The following is a 26,483-nucleotide window of genomic DNA, read 5'->3' on the forward strand; positions in this document are numbered from 1 at the left end:
CGAACCGTTATAGTCGGCGTCATGACGTCGATTCTCGGTGTGTCGGTCGGGGCCAGCGCTGTGCGCTTCGCGTGCCGCGACACCGAGAGCCCCCACGGTCCGCTCTTCCGATCACGGTCGGTGACCGCGACCGTCGAACGGCCGGGAGACCCGGCCGCCGCATCCCTCGACACGGTGCTCGCCGAAACCGACGAGATCGACGAGGCCCAGGCCATCGGCGTCGCGTACCGGAACCAGGCGCAGGCCGGTGCCGTCCAGGCCGCGATGACCCGACTCGAGATCGGCCACTTCCACTTGGTCCCCGAAGTGACGGCCGCGCTCGAGAGACTGGAGACGTCCGGGGATCTCGGCGACCACGAGACGCTCGTGTTCTACGACCTCGGCAGTTCCGGCCTCACCGTCACCGTCGTCGACCGCCCCACCGGGCTCGTGCTGAGCACCGCCCGCTCGGACCGGATCAGCGGCGACCTCCTCGACCGGCTGATCTACCACCATCACCTGGAACTGCACCGCTTCACCCCGCCGGCCGACCCGGCAGCACAGCTCGCCCTCACCGCCCGGTGCCGCGACGCGAAGGAGCAGCTGTCCACCCACGGCGCGGTGTGCATGCCCGGGGAGGGCGGTCTGCTGCTGCTCTCCCAGGACAGCTTCGCCTCGCTCATCGACGACCCCGTAAAAGCCTCGGCCCACCTCACCCGGGAGGTCATCCGCCGCTCCGGCCGCACCCCCGACGCCGCGGTGCTCCTCGGCGGCGGTGCGCACATCCCGCTGGTCACCTCCGTGATGCAGTCCCGGCTCGACCTCCCGGTGATCGTGCCCGCACAACCCGAACTCGTCGCGGCCGAGGGTGCGGCGCTGCTGGCCCGCCCCGCCACCGGCGAGGCCGCCGGCACGGTGATGTCCCCGACAACGGCACCCGCGCCCCACCAGACGAGCAGCACCGTCGACACCGCCGACACCCGGCACACCGTCGAGACGACCGCACCGCCGCGGACACCTCGACGCCTCCTCCTCGCCGGCAGCGTCGTCACCGTCGTCGCGGCGATCGGCCTCGGCACCGGCCTCGGCACCGACCTGCTGCAGGGTTCCGAGCGGGACGCACAGCCCACCGCCCCGCCACCGCCCACTACGACCGCGGACGTGGCCCCGCCCCCGGAAGCCGCCCCGCCGGTGGTCGACACGCAGCCGACGATCCCCGCACAGACCGAAGCGCGCACCACGAACCAGCCACAGACACACAATCCGCCCCAGCCCCCCGCCACCCCCCGGACGCAGAACAGTGCGCCGGCCGACACATCGGCTCCGCCACCCCCACCGGAACCAGCCCCCCTCATTCCCGGTCTCCCGCAGTACCAACTGCCCACACTTCCCCCACCCCCGCCGCTCCCCCTACCGGAACTGCCCCCGATACCCGGACTCTGAACCCCTCGAGCCCACACACCATCGACATGTTCTGAGGCGTGACGCTTGGTCCTTGCTCGACGGCAGGCCGGTGAGCCCCCACCAGGTGTGGTGGATAAGCACGATTACCCACCACTCATGTTGCGGTGCAGCAGAGTTGGACGGAACGACGGGCGAGGAAGGTGCCATGGTGCCTGTGCCCGCTTGGCGTGGGAACACGGGTTCGGGACCGGGACCGTCCCAGCCGATCAATCCGGCCGGATCGGCGGCAGCGAACAGCGCCACGACGGCATCTTTGCTGGTGCCGTCCGGCGACCGACCGGCGATCGGATCGAGGTGGTGTTCGTGCTGGAGGTGCGAGACGTGGCGACCGTACGCGCCCGGTTGTGCTGGACGCGGTAGTGGTGGCGCCCACGTCATTCCGGCTCGTGCCGGAACGACGTTCCTACGCCACGGGCGAGGCCCCCGGAACCAGGGATTCCGGGAGCCTCGCCTGTGTTGCGCTGTCAGAGGCAGTCGTTGCCGGGCGCGGGCAACTCGACCCCGAAGTCGCGTCGCATGATCCCGACTCCCGTGCCGGACAGGGTGCGCAACTTCGTCGGGTGCAAGCCGACCTCGAGTGCCTGCTCGACAAGGCCGAGCAGGCGCGTGTCGGACAGCGGATGCAACGCCGCTTTCTCACGGGCGGCGTCGAACGCGCACCCTGCGTCCGGTCCCTGGACGTCGACGTAGGCGAAGACCCGGCAACCGTCAACGCTGCCACTCGCCCCATTCTTCTTCGCCATGGTCGCGGAGGGCGCGCACATGCGCCTTCCCGCGTGCACCCGCTGGAACGTGACCGAATCCGATCCACCAGGATGTGACCTGCGTCCACACCGCAGCGAGGGGGAGTATCGGCCTCTGCTTGCTGCTGTGCGCCGCCGCCGCTCACTCACACGAAGAAGCCTCCTCCTGCTGCTACTGATGGATAGGACAGCAGGTTGTCCGTGGCATTCTTCGCGTGAGGCGGCAGCTCCACGCCCCCGGGACGGTTTCGGCGACCGGCTTGTCGATCCGAGGGAGCGCTTCCATATGCTTGGTGTTGCGCACGTCCTGATCGGCGTCGGTCGCGAACTGTTCCACCGATCCGGAACGCTGACCGGCGAGTGACGTGCGTCTCGTCCGGGCCGGCATCCAACCACCGGACGTGTCCCACGAGCCGGAAAGGCAGAGGAGCACAGTGAGCACAGCAGAATTGGCACAGTGGAACTCCGAGGAGGCTCTTGCGGAAGCGATGATCCCGATCATCGGTGGCTTACACCGCACGCGCTCGGTGACCATTCTGCTTCACAGCCGCTCCCTGGTGAACAAGTCGGTCATCAGCATCCTGCGAACCCATCGTTTCGCCCGACAGATCAGCGGCGACGAGCTGTCCGTCGAAGAGACGTTCCCTTTCCTCGAGGCACTGACGCATCTCGACCTCCGGCCCTCCAAGATCGATCTCGGACTCCTGGTGATGAACTACCGGGCGAACGGCGACGGAGTGCCGATCCCTGAGTTCGTTGCACGCAGTCTTGCCGAACTGGCCGGTACCGCTCCGACGTCTCCGCAGCCGCAGGATGTGATCCTGTACGGATTCGGGCGCATCGGTCGACTGGTGGCTCGACTGCTGATCGAAAAGGCCGGCTCGGGAAATGGGTTGAACTTGCGCGCCGTGGTGGTCCGAAAGGGAGGTAGTGACGACCTGACCAAGCGCGCCTCGCTGCTGCGTCGCGACTCGGTCCACGGGCAGTTCAACGGCACGATCAAGGTCGACCCAGAGAACAACACCCTGATCGCCAACGGCAACGTCATCAAGTTCATCTACAGCAACGATCCGACGAGCGTCGACTACACCGAGTACGGCATCGACAACGCCATCCTGATCGACAACACCGGGATCTGGCGCGATCGCGCCGGGCTGTCGCAGCACCTCCGCCCGGGGGTGGCCAAGGTGGTGCTCACCGCGCCCGGCAAGGGCGACGTGCCCAACATTGTGCACGGGGTCAATCACCGCGACCTCGACCCGACCGAGAACATCGTCTCGTGCGCATCGTGCACCACCAATGCCATTGTCCCGCCCCTGAAGGCCATGGACGACGAGTTCGGTGTCGCGCGAGGCCACGTCGAGACCGTGCACTCCTTCACCAATGACCAAAACCTGCTGGACAACTACCACAAGGCCGATCGGCGCGGCCGATCGGCGCCCTTCAACCTCGTGCTCACCGAAACAGGTGCCGCGTCGGCCGTGGCGAAGGCGCTCCCCGGCCTTCAGGCCAGGATCACCGGCAACTCGATCCGCGTACCCACCCCAGACGTCTCCGTCGCCATCCTCCACCTTCAGCTGGGGCGTGAGACCACCAAAGATGAAGTGCTCGAACATCTTCGTCAGGAATCGCTGACAGGCGCCCTGAGTCGGAATCTCGACTACACCGCGGCAACCGACGCCGTGTCCAGCGACTTCATCGGTTCACGCGCGGCGTGCATCATTGACGCCAACGCGGCAATCGTCGACGGTGACACCGCCATTCTCTACGTCTGGTACGACAACGAGTTCGGTTACTCATGCCAGGTGGTGCGTACCGTCCAGTACCTCTCGGGCGTGGAGTACGCCGTCTACCCCGCCACGGGCAGCGCTGCCGTGGAGCCGGTCGGTTCGCCTGCCACTGCCCAGTGACATCGCACCTGCGAGGGGTCGTCTGCGGGGTGAATGCCGTGGCAGCAGCGGTATGGGACCGAATCGTGGAGAGTTCGGCACCACGAGCGTCTACCGGGCTGAATCGGGCAGGCCCGTCCTGACAGACGAACTGTCGCCTGTCACGTACTGGCGATTCACGGTTCCGGAAGGCGAACCGCCGAAGGACTCCCACGCCACGGTCGAGCTGCGCTGCACGTGCATCCGTTCGAGGACTTCACCGGCCGAGCGGTCCGGGTGAGGGTCGCCGGAGCGATGCGGCGGCTGGATTTCCCGTTCTCGAGCTCAGCATCGAACGGGACACCGCCCCACATGCCCGGTACGTGGCGGCGCTGCGGGAGTGGGATCAGCACCGGTCATTGGCTCTGCGGTGTGAATTCTGGCGGGACGTTCGTTTCGCATCGTTGGACAATCAGAACTGTGGGCCCTGCCTGCGACGCAGCATCGAGCCGGGGGAGCAGGAATGCCGCCCGTGAGCTCCGGTCAACCATGCCGGACAAGCACGCCCAGCAGGGCTGCGAGCGAGTACGAACGCGGCTGCGCTGCGGGCCGGGGCGAGCGCCTCGGCCCGCAGGCGACACAAGCGCCTACCGAGTGCGAAGACCCGGGGCGGCGGTGTCGAGCCGTAGGCCCGGTCCGCTGCGATGCGAATGCTGCATGCCTGGCATGCATGCAGCGCACGCATGTGTCCGCCAGCGCGTGTCATCGATCGGAGTGCGGGGTATGCCACGGCGGCGTCGGTGCGATGCAGGTCTGTTCGGAGCAGGATGCGGTACTCGGAACGGCCGTGGGTGTTCAGTAGCGGGCGGGATGGCCGGCGTCGTCCCAGTCGGGCAGCGGCGGCACCCGGGTGGCAAGGACGGCATCGGCGAAGATCAGCGCGACGGCAAGGGTGCGGGCCACCGGACGGAGGACCAGGGTGGAGATCATCAAAACGTGCCTCTTCCTTCTGCGAGTGGCCGCCTGGCGACGGGGAGGGCCCGGACACCCCGCCCCAGGGGAAGGCGGGGCGTCCGGGAGGGGCGACTCGTCGGCCCGAGGTGCGCGCGCACCGCCGGCAGGGGGTGGCGGTGCGCGGCAGCGGGCCTCGCCGAGTCGACGGCGACGGTCGTGCAACCTTCAACCACATTTACGGCACTCGGTGCCGGAAATCAAACCGGGGCGCCCCGGGATGCCGGCGCGATGGCCCGAGCGGTGCGCCCGGCCGCTGCACCCCCGGACCGGTGACAGTCGGCAGGCCCGAGGACGGTCGACCTCCTGCGGCCGTGTCGACAGTGGGCGCATCGAAAGTACGCGGGTGGAGAGATGTGGGCCCTCGAGGTGCGCACCTGTCTCTGGTGCGTATCGAAGGGGGATCCGGAAGGGGAAAGTGGCGTCGCTCTAGGCTGACCTCTCGTGCAGGCTTTCGTCGATGAGAACACCGTCCGCGGCATCTTGGTGGTGGCCGCAGTGGCGGATCCGTCGGCGCTCGATCAGGCGCGCAGAACGTTGACGGCGCTGAGAATGAAGGGTCAGGAACGGATCCACTTCAAGTCCGAGCGCGATGCCCGCCGACGCACGATCTGCTCGGCCCTGGTGACATTGGACGTGCAGGTGCACGTCTACGACGCGACCGGGCTGACACCCAAGGTGGGGCGCCCACGATGCCTCGAGGCACTGGTCGGCGATCTTGCCGAGCTGTCGGTCTCGCGTCTGGTGCTCGAGCAGGACGATTCCACCGTCAAGTCCGATCGCCGCACGTTGTTCGACGCCACCGGCAAACACGGGATCCGGGATCGGCTGACGTATCACCATCTGCGCGCCAAGCAGGAACCGATGCTGTGGATTCCCGACGCGGTCGCCTGGGGTCTGGCCAAGGGCGGCGAATGGCCTGCCCGGGCCCGGCCGTTGATCACCAAGACCGTGGCAGTGCGGTAGAAACGCGAAACCCGGCTCACCAACCGTCCGGAAGGCTGCCGGGTCCACTTCACCGGAGCTAATGCCCCGTGCACTCATCACAGTGCCAGACAGGCAGGTTTGGTGCAAGCACCAGGCCAGAAAGGTGCAGGTGAGGGCCGTCGGCAGCAAGTACGCCCCTTTGAGGGTGCAGCATCAGACCAGTGCGGATTCGGGGCGCACCAGCCGGGCACGAAGCCGCAGTTCAGCACGCTTGTGAGCGATCGACAGGGACGTGTCATAGCGTCCGAAGATGGTGGACGTCACGGGTTCGCGTCTTCTGCAACTCGTGATTGTCCATGATGGATAATTCCGGTTATCCATCAATAGTATTGTTGTGCAGCGGGATTGGACGTAACGCCGGGTCGAACGCGATGCCATGACGCTGGCGCTACACGTCGCGCAGGAACGCGAGTTCAGACTCATTCCGAACCGGGACCGTCCCAGCCGATCGCTCTGGCAGCGTCGACGGCGACACACAGCGCCGGGGCTGCGCCAGCACTGCCGATCGACTGTGCATGTGCACTCGCCCCACCTCGTTTTCCGCGAGCTCCTTCACCGGTATCGCACGAAAACTGTTGTGGCGCATTGTGAAACGAAATGCCGATAACCTATATTACGTCAACTTGCGCACTTCATATTGCATCTGATGACCGATCCGGTCGCGCGTGATTCACCCTGGCAGGGCTGCTGGTGGGCTTCGTCGGAGGAGCAACGTAGGAGCTTTCGACCATAGCCGTGTCCCCCCTTCCTGCTCGTGGTCGATCGTCGAACTCAGCGTGGAGTTGGTACCGCTGCACAACGCGTGTCCATCGTTGATCACCGAGGGACGGCCGGGCCTACACCTCGAATCCGCGCACCTCGTGTGCGGGCACCACCGAACGGGTCGCCGACTCTCCCGGTCGGACGACAACCGGTCTCGCGGCGCACCCGATCCCCGAGGCCACCGATACCGACGCAAACCCGAGACGAACCCTCGGCGACTACTTGCGAGGGCGTCAGCGACGCGCGGCGAGCACGTCGGCGTCGAGAAAACCCTTCAATCCCCCACTGAAGACATCGTTGTCGTCACCGGCGACCATATGGCCGGCCCCGGGCACATCGATCACGGTGGCCGTCGGGATCAGCTCACGCAGTTCCTGGGCACCTTCCTCGCTGACCACATTCGACTGCGCGCCCCGCACGAGCATCGTCGGAACGGTGATCGCGGCCGCAGCCACCCGGGCACGCTCGTACCGCACGATCGAGTCGGCCTGACGCGTGGGCTCGTCACCCTGGCGCAGAAACGCCGGATCCCAATGCCAGTACCAGCGCCCCTCACGCAGGCGCAGGTTCTTGCGCAACCCGTCCGGATTCGGCGTGCGCACCCGGTTCGGGGTGTACGCCGCGACCGCTGCCCCCGCGTCGTCCAGACTCGCGAAACCCTCGAGACCACTGCGCATGAACGCCATGATCTCCGCGGTACCGCCGGTTTCCACCCTCGGTGCGATATCGACCAAGACCAGACCACGCGCCAGTGCGGGATTTTCTCCCTGCCCGATCAACGACGTCATCCCGCCCATCGAGGCACCGACCAGGACCGGCTTCTCCCCCAGCGCGCCGACGATCGAGGTCAGGTCGGCGACCAACGCGTCGATGCCGTAGTCCCCGTCCGGGGCCCACTGACTGTCGCCATGTCCCCGGGCGTCCACCGCGACGGCGGACCAACCGTCCGCCGCGAGGTTGCGTCCGGTGTTGCGCCAGGAATGCCGGGTCTGGCCGCCGCCGTGCAGCAACAGCACCACGCCTTTCCTGTCGACGCCCGCCTCGCCGGCATCCTGCGGTGGATCCCACCGGTCGGCGGCAAGGGTGACACCGGCACCGCGGAATTCGCACTGTGTGGCTATCGGGTCCATGGAGTTCCTCACCCAGATCATCGAGTCGAGCACGTGCCCTCATGTTGCCCTACCGGGGAACAATGATTCCTTCCGCACGGGAGCTGCGTGTTCTCCTCCCGCACCTGACGGGAGTCGGATAGCCGTTATTGAAGATCAAGGAGTACTCCCACGGATCGGCTGCAAGCCGGGCTGGCTCCACGCTCTATCGAGCACGAGCGGCACGGCGGTGCTTGCGCGGGACGTCGGCCACGGTCGACTGATGGGGCCGCCGTACCCTCGGCTGGGTCGTGCACCACGACAGGTGCACGCCCTGTGCCGGCGAAGTGCCGGCGCGTGCACCTGGGCGGTTAGAAGCCGAGGCTGCGGGCGATCAGCAGTTTCTGTACCTCGGAGGTGCCTTCGCCGGTGGTCAGGACGCGAGCGTCCCGGAAGTGCCGTGCGACGTCGTATTCGTCGATGAATTCGTAGCCGCCGTGCCACTGGCTGACTCGGTAGGCCACCTTGTTGGCGATTTCGGAGGCGATCAGTCTGCAGAGCGCGGCTTCCTGCAGGCAACTGTGCAGAGGGGATGCCCGATCCGGCCGATCGGGCATCCCCGTGTGGTCCGCATGTCGTGCCTGCTGGTGCACCTAGGACAGCGGTGCTCAGATGGCAGCGCGGAACCGTTCTATGGAGGCGGGCGTAAGTCGTTACTCCGGATTGTCCGAGGCTTCTGGCAAGCATTGCGGATCAGGGGTCTCCCGATCTACGGGGTCAATCATCGATGCTAGCTACCAGACGCTGGCCTTTCACGCCGCGGGCGAGTTCTTCCAGGCCGGCAGGAATGTCGTGGAATCCGATCGTCCTGGTGGCGATCGTCAGGCCCCCGGAAGCAATGAACTTGATGACTTCGACGGTGTCCGCTGGGGTGCCGCCCACCGAACCGACCAGATCCAAGTCCTTCATCGCCAGCAGATACGTGTTGATCGTTGCTTCCTGCCGACCGACTCCGACCTGGACGATCCGGCCGCCGTGTCGGACCGCCTCGATGGCGCCGGCCGTGGTCGTTCCGAAGCCCGCAAAGTCCACGATCAGGTCGAGACCGAAGGGGGCCAGTTCCGTGACGTCGTTGACGACCTGCTTGACGCCCCGCTCGAGGCCTGCGGCGTGGACTTCCGCATTGATCTCGGCGGCATAGACTTCGGCACCGCCGAGAACTGCCATGCGAGCCCCGGTCATGCCGAGTCCACCAAGGCCGATGATGCCGACCTTCATGCCCGGACGCAGACCACCGCGGACGAAAACCGCATGGTATGAGGTCATTCCTGCGTCGGTTGCTGCAGCGGCCTGGACGAACGGGACCCCGTCGGGGATGGGGATGAGTTCGCTCGCCGGGGCGATCGTCTTCTGTGCGTACGCGCCGTGGCGTCCGATGCCGATCGTCTTCTGGCCGATGACGCCGCTCTGTCCGTCGCCCATGGCACTGATCGCGACGCGGTCGCCGATCGCAGCATCGGTCACGCCCTTTCCGACGGCAGAGACGATGCCGGCGGCCTCATGTCCCAGGATGATAGGAGTGAACCCGAGGACTTCCGTCAGGGTGCCGTCGGTGATGCCGACATCGCTGTGGCACAGGCCCGCGGCCTTGAGATCGACCACGACTTCACCGGGGGCCGGCGTGGGGTCCGGCAGATCGACGAGCTCGAGTGGAGACCCGAGACCTTTGAACATCCAAGCTTTCATGGTGAGCCTTCTTTCTTGTTGAGCGACATAACTGACGTGGTAGCGGATGTGTCCGGATCCCGCGGTGCCACAACCATCGATCGATGCGGCGGCGGTGTGGTGGCGGGTCGGGTGGTGTGGAGGGGTGCGGTGGCGTACCGCAGCCGCGTCCATGGCCGCGGTACGCGCCGGTGACCGGCCGCCGGGTCTGGGAGCGCCGATGGGCGGTCCAGGCAGGTCGCCGGGACCGCTACGTGCGCACCGTCATCGATCCCGCTCGACGTGACATCTCGGCTACGAGCACACGCCGACTTGGGGCGAGGAAGCACACCTGTCTTTGCGCAGATGATCGTCAGATGAATTCGCTGGGATCGGTTTCCCGTTCGTCGTCGACAGTTAAAAAGGTGATCGACTGTCGATCGAAGACCTTCTCTTCGTCCGCGCCGATGACGGCGGCTGTTTCCGGTGAAGTCAGGTGTGCCATGCCGACATCGAAAGCCGCACGATCGTCGAACCAAATCTCTGTGACTACATCGTATGGCGCCTCCATGTCCGACCGGTAGGTGCCATTCTCCCAATTCCGCAAGTAGTGCCGAACATATCTGCGCAAGCCCGGAACCATTTTGACAGCCAGGGGGGCATGCTTGTTCTCGTAGTAGGTGATGAACTCCTCAAGCGTGGTCCCTGGCTTCCTTTTGATCATGACGTAAGCCTTGAACATGCCATCTCCATTCACTATTCGGCAGCGGTGGGAAAACTTCGGTCGAGCTGTGTTGTTCTTGCCCTGACCAGCCCCGCCATTCACCGATGGATTCCCAAGGGGAAGTGAGCCAGTACGGGAGGGAGCTCCATCACCCGCTGTCACAGGATCGTGCTGTCGACTCGAAGTGAGCGCTCCGTCTGCTCGAGTCCGGGCGTGGTACCCCCGAACCGGCGTCGGCCCGCCCCCTCGCACTGGACTGCCCCAAGTGATAGGAATCCACCTCGAATACGTTCTGTCTCAGGAAAGTTGACAGCTTCAGGGGCACCTCTGGATCCGGCTGATGCGGTCGCTCGTGGCCGGTGCGCTCGCAATCACGGGTGCCCGTTGCACAAGACGATCGGGGTCGCTCAGGTGGCGAGCCCCCCGTCGACCATCAGGCGTTGCCCGGTGATGTATGAGGCCTTGCTGGAGGCCAGGAAAGCGATCGCCTCCGCGATTTCTTCGGGGAGCGCGAGGCGCGCCAACGGCGTCTGTCCCACGGCAAGCTCCAGAAGGTCGCGCGTGACCTGGTCGGCATCGCGCATCGGCGGAACCATTCCACCTTCGACCACGCCGGGGCCGACCGCGTTCGCCCGGATGCCGTGGGCGGCTTCTTCGGTGGCCAACATCCGCATCATCATGGCGACCGCCGCCTTGGGTGTGGCGGACAGTGCGTCCGTGGGAACCGTGCGGTCCACCGCTGTGGTGATCAGTGCGGTGATCGAGCCACCGCCTCCGGCTCGCAGCGCCGGCACGGTTGCCTTGGCGATATTGAAGAAGCCGAGAACATCGGTCTGGATTACGCCGGCGAATTCGTCGTCGGTGAACTCGATCAACGGCCGGGTGCGGAAGACCAGGCCGGCGGCCGACACCACGGTGTGAATCCGACCGTGCTCGGCCAGCGCGGCGTCCACGACAGCTGCCACGGACTCCCGGTCGGTCACATCGCAGGACAGCGCCGTCGCGTTGCGTCCCAGCTCCCGAATCGATGTGGCGAGTTTCTCCGCGTCCGCTTCTCGGGATCGGTATGTCAGCACGACATCACAGCCGCGTTCGGCGAGCAAGCCCGCCGTGGCGGCACCGATTCCCCCGGTGGCGCCGAACACCACCGCGCAGCCGGTCGACGGGAACTCGGGCGTGTGAACTCCGAATGATGGCATGTCTGCTCCTGACATTATCGATTGCAGCCGGTCAAGGCCTCTTGGTGCCGACGCGCCGGGTGGGCTGCTCGAACGTCTCGGGCTCGTTGCACCTCTACCGCCGAACGTCTACAGCGTCAGCGACATCACCATCTCCCATAAATGACAGGAATGTCAGTGATTTGGCTTGATCGTGTGAGACTTATCCGATATCACCGCAGAAGGACAGCCATAATCCGGACATGACATGGGAATCACGATTTATGAGCCGTGGACACGGTATGCGCGAGGACCGACATGCTCGCGGTGTGGGCCCGCGTCGTGGCCGAGGTCAGACCCGTGTGCTCTGTTCCGTCCCGGTCTGGGGTGTCTGCTCCACGAACTGACCAGGCGTCCGCCCGTGCCCGGGGGGGCCGGCATAGGCCTGACCGAGCGTCATCCACGCCCTGGCAATCGGCCCGGTGGTGACCAGGGCGGTGTCGGCGACGTGGCGTCGGCGGGTCAGCACCAGGCAGAAGTCCTCGATCGGTCCACTGACCGAATCCTCGAGGTGCTCGTCGCCGAACTCCCATGTCCGGTCCGGGGCGACGGACAGGGACACGCGCACGCCGGTGGCCGGTACCGGCACGCCACGATTGACGAAGCTGAAAGGAAGCGCAAGGCACGCGATCCGGGCGATGTGCTCCAACCGCGACGTCACCGGCCGCACGACGCCGACGGTATCGGCGATGTCCTGCCCGTGCGCCCAGGTCTCCATCAGCCGGGCGGTGACCATCGACGCCAGGCTCATGGAAGGCCCGTACCAGGGGTGGCGCGCGCCGGGCGTGGCCGAACGGAACGCGTGCAGCAGCGATCGGCGACCCTGTCGCCACGTTTCGAGAAGTTGTGCCGAAGACAGCTCGAGCAGCGGTTCGAGCACTGCGATGCTGTAGGCGTCCGGGTCCTGATCTGCTCGGTGTCGCTGTTCGGCGAACGCCTCGGGATCGGTGAGTGACATCTCGGCTGCGGCGTCGAAGAAGGCGAGGTGAGCGATCTGATGCCGGCTCGTCCATCCGTCCGCGGGGGTGAGACGGTTCCATTCGGTGTCGCCGAAGGCTGCCACGACGTCGTCGAGAGCCGCCTGCTCGGCTTGAAGGTCGTCGATGAGGTGCGCGTATGTGCTCACGATTTCGGTCCTGTCGTTTCGTCGGTCATCGGTGCGTTGGGCTGTGCAGCGCGGGTAGACGCCGCGTTGTCGATCTTTCGCCGCAGGCGTCGCATGCCCTGCAGCCATCGATCGGGTTCGGTGGCCCGCATGGCGTAGTACTGCGCCACTTGCGGGTGCGGGAGGATGTAGAAGCGGTCGTCGCCGAGGGCGTTCAGCACCTCGTCGGCAACCTGGTCGGCTTCGAGAACGCCAATGCCGAATACGACGTCGCCGACCTCGTTGGTAGGCAACATCTGGGTCCGAACACCTTGAGGGCACAGGCACTGGACCGTGATGCCGCGGTCCCCGTAGGTGGCGGAGACCCATTCGGCGTGCGCGACTGCTGCGTGTTTGGTGACCGAGTACGGTCCGGAACCGAGCATCGTGAGCAGCCCTGCTGCCGATGCGGTGACGACGAAACGTCCTTTCCCCTGCTCCAACCACTCGGGCAGGAGTTCGCGCAAGGCGCGCACGTGGGCCATCACGTTCACGTTCCATGATCGATCCCAGGCGGGTTCCGCGTCGTCCGCACCTGTCTCGATGCCTGCGTTGGCGAAGAAGACATCGATCGAGCCGATCGCCTGCCGTGCCTGCACGACCAGATCGTGTACGGCACTTTCGGCTGCCGCATCGCCCGGTACGGCGTATCCGCCGACTTCCTCGGCGACGGCCATGCATGCGTGCGGGTCGAGGTCGTTGACGACCACCCGCGCTCCGGCGCGGGCCAGTCGATGCGCGAGCGCGCGGCCGATGCCGTTACCGGCGCCGGTGACGACGATCCCTGCGCCCTGAAGCCAGGGCGGGTCGTTGCGAGGGTGCATATGTTCGAGACCTTTCGATTGACGAAGAAGCGCACAGAAGCGCACAGAAGGTGCCTGCAGAGGACCGACATCTATTTGACATCTATGTCAAGTACATGGTCAAGTGTCCTCGTCCCGCAGGAGCACGATTGGACGCCCGCCGCGTCCATCCCGCAGACGGAGGCTCAGACGCTGCTGGTGGCGTTCGGAAGCAGAGCGATGTTCTCCGCGGCCGCCGTCGCCGCCGCCTCGAGGAAGGACCGAACAACCGGTCTGGTGTCCCCGCGCCGGTACGCGACCCCGATGATCGACGGGCTCGCGTCGGGCAACTCGATGGCCCGAATCAACGGCGAAGGGGCAAATCGCGCCATCGTGGCACAACCGGTCACGACAAGCGGGGCGGCTGCCAGCGCCAGCTGGATGCCCTGCACCGTCGACACCGGTGGGAGTTGCGTATCGACCAGGGAATGCCCGCGTTCGGGGTCCAACTGCCAGAAACTCGAGAACCACTCCGGCGCATCGAGGCCGAGCATCGGATACTCGATGACGTCGGCCACGGAAAGAGTTTGCTCGGACGCTAATTCGTGTGTGCTCCGCACGAAGAGCGCCCGTGGCTCCGCCGCAATCGGTATGACATCGACGTCGTCGTGCACGACGGGGCAACGCACAAGCGCCACATCGATCACTCCGCTCGCGACCAGGTCGACCTGATCGGCGAAACTGGTGTCCCGCAGTCTGACGGTGACATCGGGGTGCAGCGCCCGGAACGCCTCGAGGATGGGCCTGGTGAGCTCGCCGGCGGACAACGGTCCGGCCACCGCCCCGATCCGCAAGGTCGCGCTGTCGTCCGGGGCCGTCGCCTGCACGGCGGATCGCGCGTCCTCGACCTGGTGCAAGATGTCGCGGGCCCGGCCGACAAGTTCTCGTCCTGCGTCGGTGAGAATCACACCCCTGCTGGTCCGGGTGAAGAGCTCGACACCCAGATCACGTTCGAGCCGGAGCAACGCTTGGGACAGAGGCGGCTGCGCCATGTAGAGCCGCCGGGCGGCGCGGCGCACACTGCCTTCCTCCGCGACGGCGACCAGGTACTGCAGCTGTCGCAGGTCCATCGCACCTCCGTCTACCCCGCCTCGCTCATATGGTACAGATCACAATTCCGGGCAGATGCCGCCTGCTGCTCGACCAACGGTCACTCGTCGGACACGGATCCCACCGCGTTCGACCACAAGGTGGTCAGGGTGTGGACGACGACATCCTCGTCGTACGGCTCGCCCTGGATGAACGACGCCCGGGCCACCTGCTCGATCATCCCGCCGAGGAGCCGGGCAACGACCTGCGGATCGAGTTCCGGGTCGAGCCGACCCACTTTCTGTTGATGGCGCACGCCGTGTTCGATCCGACCCAGGAACAGGCCGCGAATCCCTTTGAGCAGCTCCTGTGAGTAGGAGTCGTAGGGGGCGACCTCCTCGATCAACCCCATGATCCGGGCGTTACGCGCATACGCCTGCAGGTAGCGCCGATTGGCCGCCGCCAAACGGTCCCGAGGGCTCGAGCCCGCCGCGTCACCGACCGCAGACGCCTCGAACATCTCCCCGGTCACCTGCTTGACCACTTCCCGGAAGATCTCCTCCTTGGACTCGAAGTAGGTGTAGAAGCTGCCGTAGGAGACTTCCGCGCGCCGTGTGATGTCGGCGACCCGGGCCTCGTTGAGGCCGACCTCCTCGAAGGCGTCCCGGGCCGCTTGGATGAGCGCGGCACGGGTTCTCTTGCCGCGCGCCGACAGCGACTGGACCGGCACCGGCTGGCCGCCGCCACCGTTGCCCTTGCTGTCAGCCGCAGCCGCACCCTCGCTGCCCGAAGATGCCGCTCGCACGGGCTGTGCCATTGCCTGTCTCCTTTCCGGGACGGCTCCGCCGCTCGCCGGGGCCACGCCCGTCCGTCGATGATATGACACGCGAGTCATCCAGCCGTGGACGCCGCCGAATCACGAGGACGGAAGCGGTCTGACGTGGCACACCGATCCGACGGGTCGGCCGATCATCTCTCACGGGTCAGCGGTGCACGGTCGCAGCCACACCGGTGAATTGCTCCCTCAGTGTGCGCTTGAGGAGCTTTCCCGTTGCGGTGTAAGGCAATTCCTCGACAAACACCACCCGACGCGGGCATTTGAAGTGTGCGATGCGGTTGCGTGTGTAGTCGATCAGCTCTGCTTCGTCGATGCCGTCGCCCTCGGGTACCACCACCGCCACGACCGTCTCCCCCCACTTCTCGTCCGGGACGCCGATGACGGCGACTTCCGAGACTGCGGGGTGGCGGTAGAGGACCTGTTCCACCTCGATCGGGTAGACGTTCTCTCCCCCGGAGATGATCATGTCCTTCTTCCGGTCCACCAAAGTGATGAAGCCGTCGGCGTCGGCCCGTCCGAGATCACCGGTGTGGAACCAGCCGCCCCGGGTGGCTTCGGCCGTCTCCGCCGGTCGGCCCCAATACCCCGCGAAAATGTTCGGGCCGCGCAGCACCAGTTCGCCGACCTCACCGACCGCGACATCGTGATCCTCGTTGTCGACGATCCGCACGTCGACATGCATGAACGGTCGGCCCACCGAACCGGCGTGCGAGACCACCGACTCCTCGTCCAGCAACAGCGTGTTCGGCGAAGCCTCGGTCATCCCGAACCCTTCCAGGAACATCCAGCCGCGCTGCTGGTAGAACTCGATCACCGGAAGCGGGCACGGAGCGCCGCCGCAGAGCACGTACTGCATCGACGAGACGTCGTAGGAGTCGAAATCCGGCACCTTCGACAGCGCCGCCCACATCGCCGGCACCATGAACTGGGTCGTGGTCTGGTACCGCTGCATCAACTCCAGGGTCCGGTGCGGATCGAACGCGCGCACCGTGATCACGGTGCCGCCGGCGTAGAGGATGGGCAGCACGGACAGGCCCAGCGCACCGATGTGGAACATCGGCGCCACCGCGATGGTCGCCGTCGAACCCGACAGCCCGCTGCCCACCGTGGCCATGTTGAACGCATTCCACTGCATGTTTCCGTGCGTGAGCATCGCTCCCTTGGGGGAGCCGGTGGTGCCGGAGGTGTACATGATCACGCACGTGTCCTCGGCGCGAACGAGCGGATCAGGACCCCGCCGAGGCGCAGTGAGCAACTCGTCGAGCCTCGAGACAGGGTAGTCCCCGATCGGCGCACCGGCGGTTTCGACGAGGATCCGCCGGACACCGTGCCCGCCCTCGGCCAGGGCATCGGTCGCAAGGTCCCGGAATCTGTCGGACACCGCGAGCACGAGGGCGCCGGAGTCGGCGAGAATGTACCGGACTTCTCGGGCGTTGAGCCGAAAGTTGACCGGGACGACGATGGCGCCGAGATTCGCCGCGGCGAACAGCACGCGCACGAATTCGATGGAGTTCTCCATCAAGATCGCGACACGGTCCCCGCGGCGCACTCCGAGTTCGTGCAGTGAGGCCGCCGTGGCGGCCACGTCACGCTCGAGGTCCACGTACGGCACCGTCCGGCCGCTTTCGCCGTCGATCAGTGCGGTCGCGTTGGGTCGGCGATGGGCACGCCGTACGATCCAGTCCCCGATTCCGCCTTGCATTTCATCTCTCCTAAGGTCTTGGTGTCACTGCCCCGCCGCGGCGAGGTGCCCGCTCAGCTGTGCGGAGCCCATGTCGGACGGCGCCGCTCGGCGAATGACCGCATTCCTTCTCTGGCCTCGTCGGACCGGAAGTACCTCGCCGACACGTCCTGCATCGTCGACAGCTCGTCGGCAATCGACGGGACATCGGACCGGAGAAGTTGCTTTGTTCCGGTCCACGCCCTCGGAGCGCTCATCAGCAGCATCTCGACGAGGCGATCGATTTCGCCCTCGAGCTCGTCGGGCGGCGCCACCGCACTGAGCAAGCCGATGCGCGCCGCGTGATGAGCATCGAATGTGTCGCCGGTCAGGAACAGCCGATGAAGCGCATGCGGCACGACTCGGTGTCGCAGCGGCACCGAGATGACCGCCGGGACGACCCCGATCCGCACCTCGGTGAAGGCAAAGGTGACGGTATCTACCGCGACGGCGAAATCACATGCCGCGACCAAACCGGTGCCGCCGGCGCGTGCCGGGCCCGCGAGGCGGGCAACCACCGGCTTCGGGGAGGTCCACAACAACTCGAGGACGGCGCAGAAGTCCCGCGCAGCGGCACCCTTGCGTTGCGGGTCCTCCTTCAGATCCGCGCCGGCGCAGAACACCGGTCCGGTGTGGGTTACGACGACGACACGGACCTCGTCGTCCTGCAGGGCCGCGGTCAGCTGGGCGAGCATCTGCGAGCACAGGTGCGAGGACAGCGCGTTGCGGTTGCCGGGGGAATCGAGCGTCACGGTGGCGATGCCCCGGGTGACGTCGCTGTGCACCAGCTCTTGCCGGCTCATCGGCGTGGCGGCCGTCATCGGTCCGCCCGGGGTGCGCCCAGCAACCGCTTGGCGATGATCTCGTTCATGATCTCGTTCGTCCCCCCGCCGATACCGAGGATGCGCGAGTCACGATAGTGCCGCTCGACCTCGGTCTCACGCATGTAGCCCATGCCACCGTGGATCTGTACCGCCTCGTCGACCACGAAGTCACAGGCAGCGACCGCGGTGTTCTTCGCCATCGCGACCTCCGCGCCGACATCCTCACCGGCCGCCCACCGAGCGGTCACGTCGCGGACGTAGGTGCGTGCCACCATCGTCTGTCGCTGCATCTCCGCGAGCTTGTGCCGGATCACCTGCCGTTCGGCCAGGGGCACGCCGAACGTCGTGCGGACCGTCGCGTGCTCCTTCGCCAGGCCGACGCAGCGTTCTGCGGTCGCCACCGCCTGCACCGCGAGCGTGAGCCGCTCGGATTCGAAGCGCTGCATGATCTGGAGGAAGCCGGTGTTCTCCTGCCCGATGAGGTTACGGGCGGGCACCCGCACCTGGTCGAAGACGAGTTCGGCGGTGTCCGAACACAGCCACCCCATCTTCTTCAGCCTCGAGGCGACCGTGAAGCCCGGGCGATCGGACTCGACGATCAGCAACGAGACCCCGCGATGGCCCGGGCCGCCGGTACGGGCGGCGACCGTGACGAAGTCCGCGCGGGTTCCCGAGGTGATGAAGGTCTTTCCGCCGGTGATCACGTACTCGTCGCCGTCACGCACCGCGCGAGTGGTGATGGAGCCGACGTCCGAGCCGGTGCCGGGCTCGGTGACGCCGAGAGACGCAATCTTGGTGCCGGCAACGACGGGACGGACGAACTCGTCGAGTTGCCACGGGTCACCGGCGGCCGCGATATGCGGCGCGCCGATGGTATGGGAGAACAGTGCCGAGGTAACCCCCGTGCTCCCGCCGGCGAGGATAATCTCCTCGTTGGCGACCATCAGATCGATGAAGTCGCCCTCACCGCCGGCCTTCTCGGGGAAATCGAATCCCAGCAGGCCGAGCTCGGCGGCCTTCTCGTGCAGGGATCGGGGTAATTCGCCGGCTTCCTCCCATGCCGGCAGGTTCGGCACGATTTCGCGACGGGTGAAGCCGCGCACGGCCTCACGGAGGGCGCGACGCTCGTCGGTGTACCAGAGCTCGTTCGCGGAGGTCATCGGGTCTCCAGGGGCAGTAGGGTGGTCGGGATGTCGACGTGTTTGGCGCGCAGATACTCACCCAGGCCCTTCGCCTGGGAATCGAGGTGTGGATTGGCGGCCACGCCCCGGCCGAGCAACCCGACGATGGTCACGCCGCAGGCGCGCAGCAGCGGAAGCTCCCACATTCGCAGCTCGCAGCCTGCCGCTTCGGGCAGCAACTCCCGCACGGTGTCCTCGCTCCACCAGGAGCGCAGCCAGGTGTGGCCCTCGTCGGTGCGGGCCCACACACCGAGGGTGGCGTTACCGGCCTTGTCGCCCGAACGTGCGCCCAGGACCGCGCCGAGCGGCAGCCGCTGTGTCGGTCCGTGGTACGTCTTCGTGCTCGGCGGGGTGGGTGGGTGGATGTCGGGCAGTTCCGCCGACGCGGGGGCGCCGGGCACGGTCCAGGTGCGCGCGCCGAGGGTGACGCGCTGGTCGAACAGCTCGGACCGCATGAGGGTGGGCCAGAACACGGTGAACTCGGTGCCGGTTCCCGGAGGGGCGGTGAAGTACGTGCCCGGATAGGTGGCCAGTCCGATCTCCACGGCGGCTCGGGAGAACCGACTCACTCGCTGGCGATCCGTACCCGTGACGGTGATCGTCAGCAGCGCGACGGCCTCTTCCATCGTGGCCGGATCGGACCGATCGGCACGCAGCAGCCGCACGGTTACGCTGTCGAATGCCTTCTCGCCGTCCGGGATACGTTGCCACAGTGCATCCTGGACGACTCGGGCCTTGTCCTCGATGTGGGTTCCGGTCAGGACGAAGGTGGTGTCGTTGCGCCATCCACCGGAGAACACCGCACCGACCTTGACGGTCGCCGGGGCCGGTTCTCCCCGGACTCCGGACAGGCGCACCCGGTCGGCACCGACCGATTCCACGTGCACGGTGTCCAGTCGGGTGACGACGTCGGGGTTCGCGTAGCGGGGGCCGTCGATCTCGTACAGCAGCTGCGCCGTGACCGTCTCGGTCGTGACGGCACCACCGGTTCCGGGGTGTTTGGTGATGACCGAGGAGCCGTCCGGGTAGATCTCGGCGATCGGAAATCCGACCTCGCTCATCTCGGGGATCTCGGTGAAGAACGAATAGTTTCCTCCGGTGGCCTGTGCACCGCACTCGATCACGTGGCCGGCGGCGACCGCGCCGGCCAGCGCATCCCAGTCCGTTCGGTCCCAGCCGAAGTGCCAGGCCGCCGGTCCGACGATGACGGCGGCGTCGGTGACGCGGCCGGTGATCACCACGTCGGCCCCGGCCCGCAATGCCTCGACGATCCCCCAGGCGCCCAGGTAGGCATTGACGACGATCGGGTCGACGTCAGTGGGAAAGGCCTGACCGGAGTCCAGATGCGGAGCTTCCCATCCGCGGGCGCGTTCCCGTGCGAACAGCTCGGTGGCGTCGTCACCGTCGACGACCGCTACTCGAACGGTGCGGCCGAGTCGCTCGGCGATCGCGGTGACCTGCGCGGCGCAGCCGTGCGGATCGAGTCCGCCGGCGTTGGACACGATCTTGATTCCTCGGTCGAGGCAGTCGCCCAGCACGTCGTCGAGCTGGGTGACGAAGGTGCGGGCATAGCCGGATCCGGGGGTGCGGAGTCGCTGTTTGGCCAGCAGTCCCATCGTCAGTTCGGCCAGCCAGTCACCGGTGAGCACGTCGATGGGGCCGCCGTCGATCATCTCGCGGGCTGCCGACAAGCGGTCACCGAAGAAGCCGGAACAGTTGGCGATGCGTAACGGTGTCGTCGTGTTCATACTTCCCCCTCGGCGCCGATTGTCACCAGTTCGGTCTGCGCGTCGACGTACTGACCGACCGACACGTTGATCTTCTGGACCACTCCGTCGGCGCCGGCCAGCGCGGGGTGTTCCATTTTCATGGCTTCGAGTACGACCAGTTTCTGGCCTGCGGCGACGGTGTCGCCCTCACTGACGAGGACGGCGACGACGGTCCCGGGCACCTCACTGACCGGGCCCGCCGCGGACGCGGCCAGCACGGTGCGGTCGGGTAGGCGCGGCTGCGGTGCCCAGCCGGACTGGCTGGTCGCATCGTTGATCCAGATCGTGCCGTCCCGATGGGTCGCGACGGCACACGGGTAGTCCACGCCGTCGTATCGCACCCGGACCGTGTCGGCACCGAGATCGATCAGGTCGAAGCGCTGGCGGGTGCCGTCCAGGTCGAGGACGAGCTCGGTGTCGCCGGACGGTGCGGCCAGGCGGTAGGCGACCGTCATGGGCTCTTGCCCGACAGGCTGCCACACCGCGGACGTCAGCATCTCTGCGGCGAGCGTCCGGAATCCGGGGGCGGCGAACCCGGTCACCGGGTTCGCGGCGCGCCGACGAGAGACCGACGCTGCCAGTCCGGCGGCCAGGTGTACCACCGTCGGGGTGGCGGGAGCAGGATCGAGAAGGTCCTGGTGATGGTCGAGGAAGTCGGTACATGTTGCGCCGGACAAGAAGTCCGGGTCACGAAGCAGGGCCGCGAGGAAGTTGCGGTTCGTCACCAGACCGTGGATTCGCGTGGCGTCCAGCGCCGAGGCGAGCGCGGCGGCCGCCTCCTCGCGGCTGTCCGCACGGGCGATGATCTTCGCCATCATCGGGTCGTAGTAGGCCGAGACCTCGCCGGGCGCGGACACACCGACCTCGTAGCGCAGCCCCGGACGCTCCGGGTACTCCAACAGATGGAGCGGGCCCGGGGTGGGCAGAAAACCACGGGCGGGATCCTCGGCGTAGAGCCGGACCTCGATCGCGTGGCCGCGCGGAACGACGTCCGCCTGTTCGATCCCCAAGGCCTGACCCTGTGCGACACGCAGCTGCAGCGCCACCAGATCCAGGCCCGTGACTTCCTCGGTCACCGGGTGTTCGACCTGCAGACGGGTGTTCATCTCGAGGAAGAAGAACTCGCCCGTGCGGTCGTCGAGCAGGTACTCGACCGTACCGGCGCCGAGATAGCGGAGTTCGCGGACCAGAGATACCGCGGTCGCGCCCATCTTCTCCCGGAGCTCGGGCCCGACGACCGGTGACGGCGCCTCTTCGAGCACCTTCTGGTGCCGGCGCTGCACGGAGCATTCACGTTCCCCGAGATGCACCGCCGATCCGTGTGCGTCCCCGAACACCTGGATCTCGATGTGCCGAGCCTTGTCCAGGTAACGCTCGAGGAATACCGTCGCATTGCCGAACGAGCTGGCGGCCTCCCGGCGGGCACCGGCGACGGCGTCGACGAGAGTGTCGAGATCGTCGACCCGGCGCATTCCCTTACCGCCGCCGCCCGCGGTGGCCTTCACTAGCAGTGGGAAGCCGACCTCGCGGGCTGCCGCCGCCCAGGCTGTGGGGTCGTCACCGGTGATCTCGGCGTCCGGCAGCACCGGAACTCCGGCTCGTCGCGCGATCGCCTTCGCCTGGTCCTTCAGGCCCATGCTGCGCATCGACTCCGGTGAGGGGCCGACGAACAGGATGTCGGCCCGGCGGCAGGCCTCGGCGAACTCCGCGTTTTCGGACAGGAATCCGTATCCGGGATGGATCGCGTCGGCACCCGCTCGACGGGCGGCGTCGATGATCTTGTCGGCGCGCAGGTACGAGTCCGCGCTTGCGGTGCCACCGAGGGCGACCGCGAGATCGGCATCGAGGACGTGGGGTGACCGAGCGTCCGGGTCCGAGTACACCGCGACGGTGCGGATTCCCAGGGCGCGTGCGCTGCGGATGATCCGTCGTGCGATCTCCCCCCGGTTGGCGACGAGAAGGGTGGTGATGCGGTTGCTGCTCACGGTTGTTTTCCTCACATCCGGAAGGGGGCGAATCGGGTCGCGCCGGCGACGGGGGCCGAGTGCGTCGCCGACAGGGCCAACCCCAGCACGGTGCGGGTGTGCCGCGGATCGATGACGCCGTCGTCCCACAGGCGCCCGGTGGCGTACACCGCGCTCGACTGGGTCTCGATCATCTCTTCGATCTCGCGGCGTACCCGGGCGTCCTCGACATCGTCGTAGTCGACGCCCGACCGTGCTGCCGCTGTGCGCCGGATGATCGACATCACGCCACCGAGCTGGGGGCCGCCCATGACGGCGATGCGGTGGTTCGGCCAGGTGAACACGAAGCGCGGGTCGTAGGCGCGTCCGGACATGGCGTAGTTGCCGGCACCGTACGAGGCGCCGACCATGAGGGTCAGATGCGGGACGGTCGAGTTGGAGACCGCATTGATCAGCTTCGCCCCGTCCTTGATGATGCCGCCGCGTTCGGCCGCGGAGCCGACCATGAAGCCGGTGATGTTCTGGACGAACAACAGCGGGATGCCGTGGGCGTTGGCGAGCTGAATGAAGTGGGCTCCCTTGTTGGCCTCCTCGGAGAACAGGATGCCGTTGTTGGCGAGGATGCCGACCGGGTAGCCGGCGATTGAGCCCCAGCCGGTCACCAACTGGGTGCCGTAGAGCGGTTTGAATTCGTCGAACCGCGAACCGTCGAGTATCCGGGCCAGGATTTCCCGTACCTCCACCGCCCGTCGTGGGTCGGCCGGCGCGCATCCGAGCAGCTCCGCCTCGTCGTAGGCCGGCGGATCGGCGGGCAGTGACGGGACGGGACCGGCCTTGCGCCAATGCAGGTCGGCCACGATCTGGCGGCCGATGCGGATGGCATCGTGCTCGTCCTCAGCCAGGTAATCTGCCAGCCCGGAGACTCGGGCGTGCATCTCGGCCCCGCCGAGGGCTTCGTCGTCGATATCTTCGTTGATCGCCATCTTCACCAGCGGTGGGCCGCCGAGATAGACCGAGGCGGCGTGTTTGACGAGCACCGTGTATTCGCTCATGCCCGGCATGTAGGCGCCGCCGGCGGTCGAGCTGCCGAACACCAAGGAGATGGTGGGAATGCCGGCAGCGGTCAGCCGGGTCAGTTCACGAAACGTCCGCCCACCGGGAACGAAGATGTCTGCCTGGGTGGGCAGATCGGCGCCGCCCGACTCGACCAGTGTGATCAGCGGCAGCCTGTTGCGTTCGGCGATCTCCAGCGCGCGCAGCTGCTTGGCCACGGCATCGGGGTTGAGCGATCCCCCCTTCACCGTCGACTGGTTGGCGAGGATCATGCATTCGACGCCGTTGACCGTGCCGACACCCGTGATCAGACGGGCACCCGGCTGGGATCGGGGATCGTGGGCACCCGCGTAGCAGGACAGTTCCAGAAAGGGAGCGTCCTCGTCCAACAGCAGATCGACACGCTCACGTGCGAGGAGCTTTCCCCGGGAACGATGACGGTCGACTGCTTTCCCGCCCCCCGCCTCGAGGACCTGCACCGCGAGCTCCTCGAGGGGCCGCAGCGCGGCGAGCATCGCTTGTCGGTCGCACTCGAAAATCTCGGACGTCGGATCGAGCTTCGATTCGATCACAGTCATCAACACACCTCATTGCGCTAAGAGTTCGGCGGCAGCCCGTACCGCTGGTTTCCGCGAAGCGTCGTCGGCCGGTTCGACCTGGTTCGTGGGACTGTTCGATTACAGCCCTTCTTTGACAAGCTTGTCAAGTGTTGAAGGCGGCATTTTCACAGTTGGAGTGCGGCCAATAGCCGTTTGCTCGCCAAATAGCTCGTCGGTAGTTGACATGCTGATCTGCAGATGCCTACTGTCACGCCAGACGAGGTGGACACCGCCCTCCCGGTACGTCGCTCGACCGCCGCGCCGCCGACACGCCCGATCAGCAGCCGAACGGAAACACGTCTGAGTAGGTGCCATTCGCGGGCTCGGGACACGAACGGCTGCGGTGCCCTCCGTAGGCAGAACCTGGTAACGGCCGTGAGAGAGGCGCCGCCACCAGGTAGACGCTCGCCCGCCCGAGCAACACGTACATGCGCGCTGTTGCCGCGGCTACGGCAAGCGCTGCCACGCCGGCAGAACACGAGGAGATATCTTGACCACCCAACACCGAGGGCTCGAACTTCCTGCGCTACAGAACTTTCTCCGCCGATCGGGCATTCCCCTCGACGGAGATCTACGGGCAGAGCTGATTTCGGGAGGCAAATCCAACCTGACCTACCACATCGTCGACGACTCCTCGCGCTGGATTCTTCGGAGGCCACCGACAACGGGACGGACCCCGTCCGCCCATGACGTGGCACGAGAATTCCGCATCACATCCGCGCTGCAGCACACAGACGTCCCTGTGGCCACACCCGTCATCCTCTGCGAGGACGAGACGGTCCTCGGGGCTCCGTTCACCCTCGTCGAGTACGTTTCAGGCCAGGTTCTCCGGACCGGGTCGGACATCGAGGCGCTGTCCGACGACCAGATCGACGCGTGTATGACCGGTCTGATTCGAGTGCTCGGCGCACTTCACACCGTCGACTACCAGGCGGTGGGATTGGGCACACTCGGCCGGCCGGACGGGTATGTCACACGACAGATCGACCTGTGGGCAAAGCAGTGGGACCGGGTCAAGACCCGGGACTCGGTCGACGTCACCAAACTGTACGACGCGCTCACCGACCTCGTACCGACGCACACGGACGCGTCCATCGTCCACGGTGACTACCGCATCGACAACACCATCCTGGCCTCCGAGGACGTCGGCACATTGGCCGCCGTGGTCGACTGGGAACTTTCCACTCTCGGAGATCCACTCACGGATGTCGCCTTGATGTGCGTGTACCGGCATCCGGCCTTCGATCTCGTTCTCGGAGAGCCCGGCGCCTGGACAAGCCCCCGACTTCCGTCGACCGACGATCTGGCTTCGCGCTACGCCGCGACCTCAGGCCGAGCCCTGGACCACTGGAACTTCTACATGGCACTGGCCTACTTCAAGGTCGCCGTCATCGCCGAAGGCATCAATTACCGCTACCGCGTGGGCGCGACCGTGGGAGCCGGATTCGACCGTGCCGGTGAATCGGTACCCGAATTCCTGGCAGCAGGACTCGGCTCCTTGACGTGACGAACTCCGTAAACGTTGCTCCCGCCTCCCCGACGGCGACGAATCCACAAAGCATCGGCGAACCGACCAACCTCCCGCCCAGCTCGCTTCCGCGACGAATGCCCTCGAACGCCGTTGGCCGCGTCCGCTCCACCGACGACGGCACGGTATGACCAACCGGCTCGGTCTGCGAAGGCCCAGCCTCGAACTCCCAAGGAGCATGTGATGCCCGAAGCTGTGATTGTCTCCGCCGCCCGTTCTCCCATCGGGCGGGCGATGAAGGGGTCGCTCAAGACCGTGCGCCCGGACGACCTGGCCACCCAGATGGTCGCCGCCGCCCTGGCGAAGGTGCCGGAGCTGGACCCGACCCAGATCGACGACCTGCTGCTCGGCTGCGGCCAGCCCGCCGGCCAGTCCGGGTTCAACATCGCCCGCGTCGTCGCGGTGCAGTTGGGCTACGACTTCCTGCCCGGCGTGACCGTCAACC

Annotated in this window: 21 protein-coding genes and 1 pseudogene; 5 read left to right on the forward strand and 17 right to left on the reverse strand. The window is 66.6% G+C overall.

Translation table 11 applies throughout. The features are described from left to right. Positions 1-21: 21 nt before the first annotated feature. Positions 22-1,422, forward strand: coding sequence for an Hsp70 family protein (locus AIIKEEIJ_RS07710; protein ID WP_161995350.1), 1,401 nt, complete (start codon positions 22-24; stop codon positions 1,420-1,422). Between the two features lie 485 nt (positions 1,423-1,907). On the opposite strand, the gene AIIKEEIJ_RS07715 is transcribed toward AIIKEEIJ_RS07710, so the two are convergent. Beyond that, the gene (locus AIIKEEIJ_RS07715; RefSeq protein WP_238406246.1) at positions 1,908-2,186 is read right to left on the reverse strand and encodes a DUF4192 domain-containing protein; all 279 of its coding nucleotides are present in this window, start codon (positions 2,184-2,186) and stop codon (positions 1,908-1,910) included. Between the two features lie 434 nt (positions 2,187-2,620). On the opposite strand from AIIKEEIJ_RS07715, the gene AIIKEEIJ_RS07720 reads away from it, so the two are divergent. Then, entirely contained in the window at positions 2,621-4,096 is a 1,476-nt protein-coding gene (locus tag AIIKEEIJ_RS07720; RefSeq protein ID WP_161995351.1) for a glyceraldehyde-3-phosphate dehydrogenase, read from the forward strand. Positions 4,097-4,909: 813 nt separating this feature from the next. Here AIIKEEIJ_RS07720 and AIIKEEIJ_RS33600 read toward each other — a convergent pair. Then, positions 4,910-5,044: a hypothetical protein gene (locus tag AIIKEEIJ_RS33600; protein ID WP_274386531.1), complete on the reverse strand. Its 135-nt coding sequence runs from the start codon at positions 5,042-5,044 to the stop codon at positions 4,910-4,912. A 465-nt stretch (positions 5,045-5,509) separates the two neighbouring features. Here AIIKEEIJ_RS33600 and AIIKEEIJ_RS07730 point away from each other — a divergent pair, with 465 nt between their 5' ends. Further along, a complete protein-coding gene (locus AIIKEEIJ_RS07730) occupies positions 5,510-6,031 on the forward strand; it encodes a hypothetical protein (RefSeq protein ID WP_161995352.1) in 522 nt (173 codons plus the stop codon). A gap of 1,016 nt (positions 6,032-7,047) precedes the next feature. Here the strand turns inward: AIIKEEIJ_RS07730 and AIIKEEIJ_RS07735 are convergent. From AIIKEEIJ_RS07735 to AIIKEEIJ_RS07805, 15 genes are all read right to left on the reverse strand, one after another. Then, positions 7,048-7,944, reverse strand: coding sequence for an alpha/beta fold hydrolase (locus AIIKEEIJ_RS07735; RefSeq protein WP_161995353.1), 897 nt, complete (start codon positions 7,942-7,944; stop codon positions 7,048-7,050). Positions 7,945-8,273: 329 nt separating this feature from the next. Further along, positions 8,274-8,555, reverse strand: coding sequence for an acyl-CoA dehydrogenase family protein (locus tag AIIKEEIJ_RS07740; protein ID WP_202916714.1), 282 nt, complete (start codon positions 8,553-8,555; stop codon positions 8,274-8,276). Between the two features lie 124 nt (positions 8,556-8,679). Next, positions 8,680-9,801: a zinc-binding dehydrogenase gene (locus AIIKEEIJ_RS07745; protein WP_238406247.1), complete on the reverse strand. Its 1,122-nt coding sequence runs from the start codon at positions 9,799-9,801 to the stop codon at positions 8,680-8,682. 178 nt (positions 9,802-9,979) lie between these two features. Then, positions 9,980-10,348 carry an EthD family reductase gene (locus tag AIIKEEIJ_RS07750; RefSeq protein ID WP_161995354.1) on the reverse strand — a complete coding sequence of 123 codons (369 nt, stop codon included), beginning with the start codon at positions 10,346-10,348 and terminating at the stop codon, positions 9,980-9,982. Positions 10,349-10,737: 389 nt separating this feature from the next. Beyond that, positions 10,738-11,478 (reverse strand): SDR family oxidoreductase, encoded by a 741-nt coding sequence (locus AIIKEEIJ_RS07755; RefSeq protein ID WP_161995355.1) that lies wholly within the window; start codon positions 11,476-11,478, stop codon positions 10,738-10,740. A 361-nt stretch (positions 11,479-11,839) separates the two neighbouring features. After that, positions 11,840-12,673, reverse strand: a complete 834-nt coding sequence (locus tag AIIKEEIJ_RS07760) for a TIGR03084 family metal-binding protein (protein WP_161995356.1) — start codon at positions 12,671-12,673, stop codon at positions 11,840-11,842. Then, complete coding sequence (locus AIIKEEIJ_RS07765; protein WP_161995357.1) at positions 12,670-13,515, reverse strand: SDR family NAD(P)-dependent oxidoreductase; 846 nt, start codon at positions 13,513-13,515, stop codon at positions 12,670-12,672. Before AIIKEEIJ_RS07765 ends, AIIKEEIJ_RS07760 begins: the two co-directional genes overlap by 4 nt. 164 nt (positions 13,516-13,679) lie before the next feature. Then, positions 13,680-14,603, reverse strand: a complete 924-nt coding sequence (locus AIIKEEIJ_RS07770) for a LysR substrate-binding domain-containing protein (RefSeq protein WP_161995358.1) — start codon at positions 14,601-14,603, stop codon at positions 13,680-13,682. An 80-nt stretch (positions 14,604-14,683) separates the two neighbouring features. After that, positions 14,684-15,379 carry a TetR/AcrR family transcriptional regulator gene (locus AIIKEEIJ_RS07775; protein ID WP_202916715.1) on the reverse strand — a complete coding sequence of 232 codons (696 nt, stop codon included), beginning with the start codon at positions 15,377-15,379 and terminating at the stop codon, positions 14,684-14,686. 166 nt (positions 15,380-15,545) lie between these two features. After that, entirely contained in the window at positions 15,546-17,102 is a 1,557-nt protein-coding gene (locus AIIKEEIJ_RS07780) for a long-chain-fatty-acid--CoA ligase (protein WP_161995359.1), read from the reverse strand. Positions 17,103-17,155: 53 nt separating this feature from the next. After that, positions 17,156-17,923 (reverse strand): enoyl-CoA hydratase-related protein, encoded by a 768-nt coding sequence (locus tag AIIKEEIJ_RS07785; protein ID WP_161995369.1) that lies wholly within the window; start codon positions 17,921-17,923, stop codon positions 17,156-17,158. Between the two features lie 14 nt (positions 17,924-17,937). After that, positions 17,938-19,104, reverse strand: coding sequence for an acyl-CoA dehydrogenase family protein (locus tag AIIKEEIJ_RS07790; RefSeq protein WP_161995360.1), 1,167 nt, complete (start codon positions 19,102-19,104; stop codon positions 17,938-17,940). Then, entirely contained in the window at positions 19,101-20,873 is a 1,773-nt protein-coding gene (locus AIIKEEIJ_RS07795) for an acyclic terpene utilization AtuA family protein (RefSeq protein ID WP_161995361.1), read from the reverse strand. The genes AIIKEEIJ_RS07790 and AIIKEEIJ_RS07795 overlap by 4 nt, the downstream gene beginning before the upstream one ends. Continuing rightward, on the reverse strand, positions 20,870-22,879 hold the full coding sequence (locus AIIKEEIJ_RS07800; protein ID WP_338020919.1) for an ATP-binding protein: 2,010 nt from the start codon (positions 22,877-22,879) through the stop codon (positions 20,870-20,872). The genes AIIKEEIJ_RS07795 and AIIKEEIJ_RS07800 overlap by 4 nt, the downstream gene beginning before the upstream one ends. Before the next feature lie 11 nt (positions 22,880-22,890). After that, positions 22,891-24,489 carry a carboxyl transferase domain-containing protein gene (locus AIIKEEIJ_RS07805; RefSeq protein WP_161995362.1) on the reverse strand — a complete coding sequence of 533 codons (1,599 nt, stop codon included), beginning with the start codon at positions 24,487-24,489 and terminating at the stop codon, positions 22,891-22,893. A gap of 508 nt (positions 24,490-24,997) precedes the next feature. On the opposite strand from AIIKEEIJ_RS07805, the gene AIIKEEIJ_RS07810 reads away from it, so the two are divergent. After that, positions 24,998-26,017 (forward strand): phosphotransferase, encoded by a 1,020-nt coding sequence (locus tag AIIKEEIJ_RS07810; RefSeq protein WP_161995371.1) that lies wholly within the window; start codon positions 24,998-25,000, stop codon positions 26,015-26,017. A 204-nt stretch (positions 26,018-26,221) separates the two neighbouring features. Continuing rightward, positions 26,222-26,483 (forward strand): annotated as a pseudogene (locus tag AIIKEEIJ_RS07815) (acetyl-CoA C-acyltransferase); the annotation flags it as partial.

This window comes from Rhodococcus sp. YH1 (assembly GCF_009939605.1).
Lineage (GTDB): Bacteria > Actinomycetota > Actinomycetes > Mycobacteriales > Mycobacteriaceae > Rhodococcus > Rhodococcus aetherivorans.

Coding starts and splice junctions, on each gene's coding strand:
- AIIKEEIJ_RS07710 (WP_161995350.1), top strand. CDS start 22: ATGACGTCGATTCTCGGTGTGTCGGTCGGGGCCAGCGCTGTGCGCTTC.
- AIIKEEIJ_RS07715 (WP_238406246.1), bottom strand. CDS start 2,186: ATGGCGAAGAAGAATGGGGCGAGTGGCAGCGTTGACGGTTGCCGGGTC.
- AIIKEEIJ_RS33600 (WP_274386531.1), bottom strand. CDS start 5,044: ATGATCTCCACCCTGGTCCTCCGTCCGGTGGCCCGCACCCTTGCCGTC.
- AIIKEEIJ_RS07735 (WP_161995353.1), bottom strand. CDS start 7,944: ATGGACCCGATAGCCACACAGTGCGAATTCCGCGGTGCCGGTGTCACC.
- AIIKEEIJ_RS07745 (WP_238406247.1), bottom strand. CDS start 9,801: ATGGACGCGGCTGCGGTACGCCACCGCACCCCTCCACACCACCCGACC.
- AIIKEEIJ_RS07750 (WP_161995354.1), bottom strand. CDS start 10,348: ATGTTCAAGGCTTACGTCATGATCAAAAGGAAGCCAGGGACCACGCTT.
- AIIKEEIJ_RS07765 (WP_161995357.1), bottom strand. CDS start 13,515: ATGCACCCTCGCAACGACCCGCCCTGGCTTCAGGGCGCAGGGATCGTC.
- AIIKEEIJ_RS07770 (WP_161995358.1), bottom strand. CDS start 14,603: ATGGACCTGCGACAGCTGCAGTACCTGGTCGCCGTCGCGGAGGAAGGC.
- AIIKEEIJ_RS07775 (WP_202916715.1), bottom strand. CDS start 15,379: ATGGCACAGCCCGTGCGAGCGGCATCTTCGGGCAGCGAGGGTGCGGCT.
- AIIKEEIJ_RS07780 (WP_161995359.1), bottom strand. CDS start 17,102: ATGCAAGGCGGAATCGGGGACTGGATCGTACGGCGTGCCCATCGCCGA.
- AIIKEEIJ_RS07785 (WP_161995369.1), bottom strand. CDS start 17,923: ATGAGCCGGCAAGAGCTGGTGCACAGCGACGTCACCCGGGGCATCGCC.
- AIIKEEIJ_RS07790 (WP_161995360.1), bottom strand. CDS start 19,104: ATGACCTCCGCGAACGAGCTCTGGTACACCGACGAGCGTCGCGCCCTC.
- AIIKEEIJ_RS07795 (WP_161995361.1), bottom strand. CDS start 20,873: ATGAACACGACGACACCGTTACGCATCGCCAACTGTTCCGGCTTCTTC.
- AIIKEEIJ_RS07805 (WP_161995362.1), bottom strand. CDS start 24,489: ATGACTGTGATCGAATCGAAGCTCGATCCGACGTCCGAGATTTTCGAG.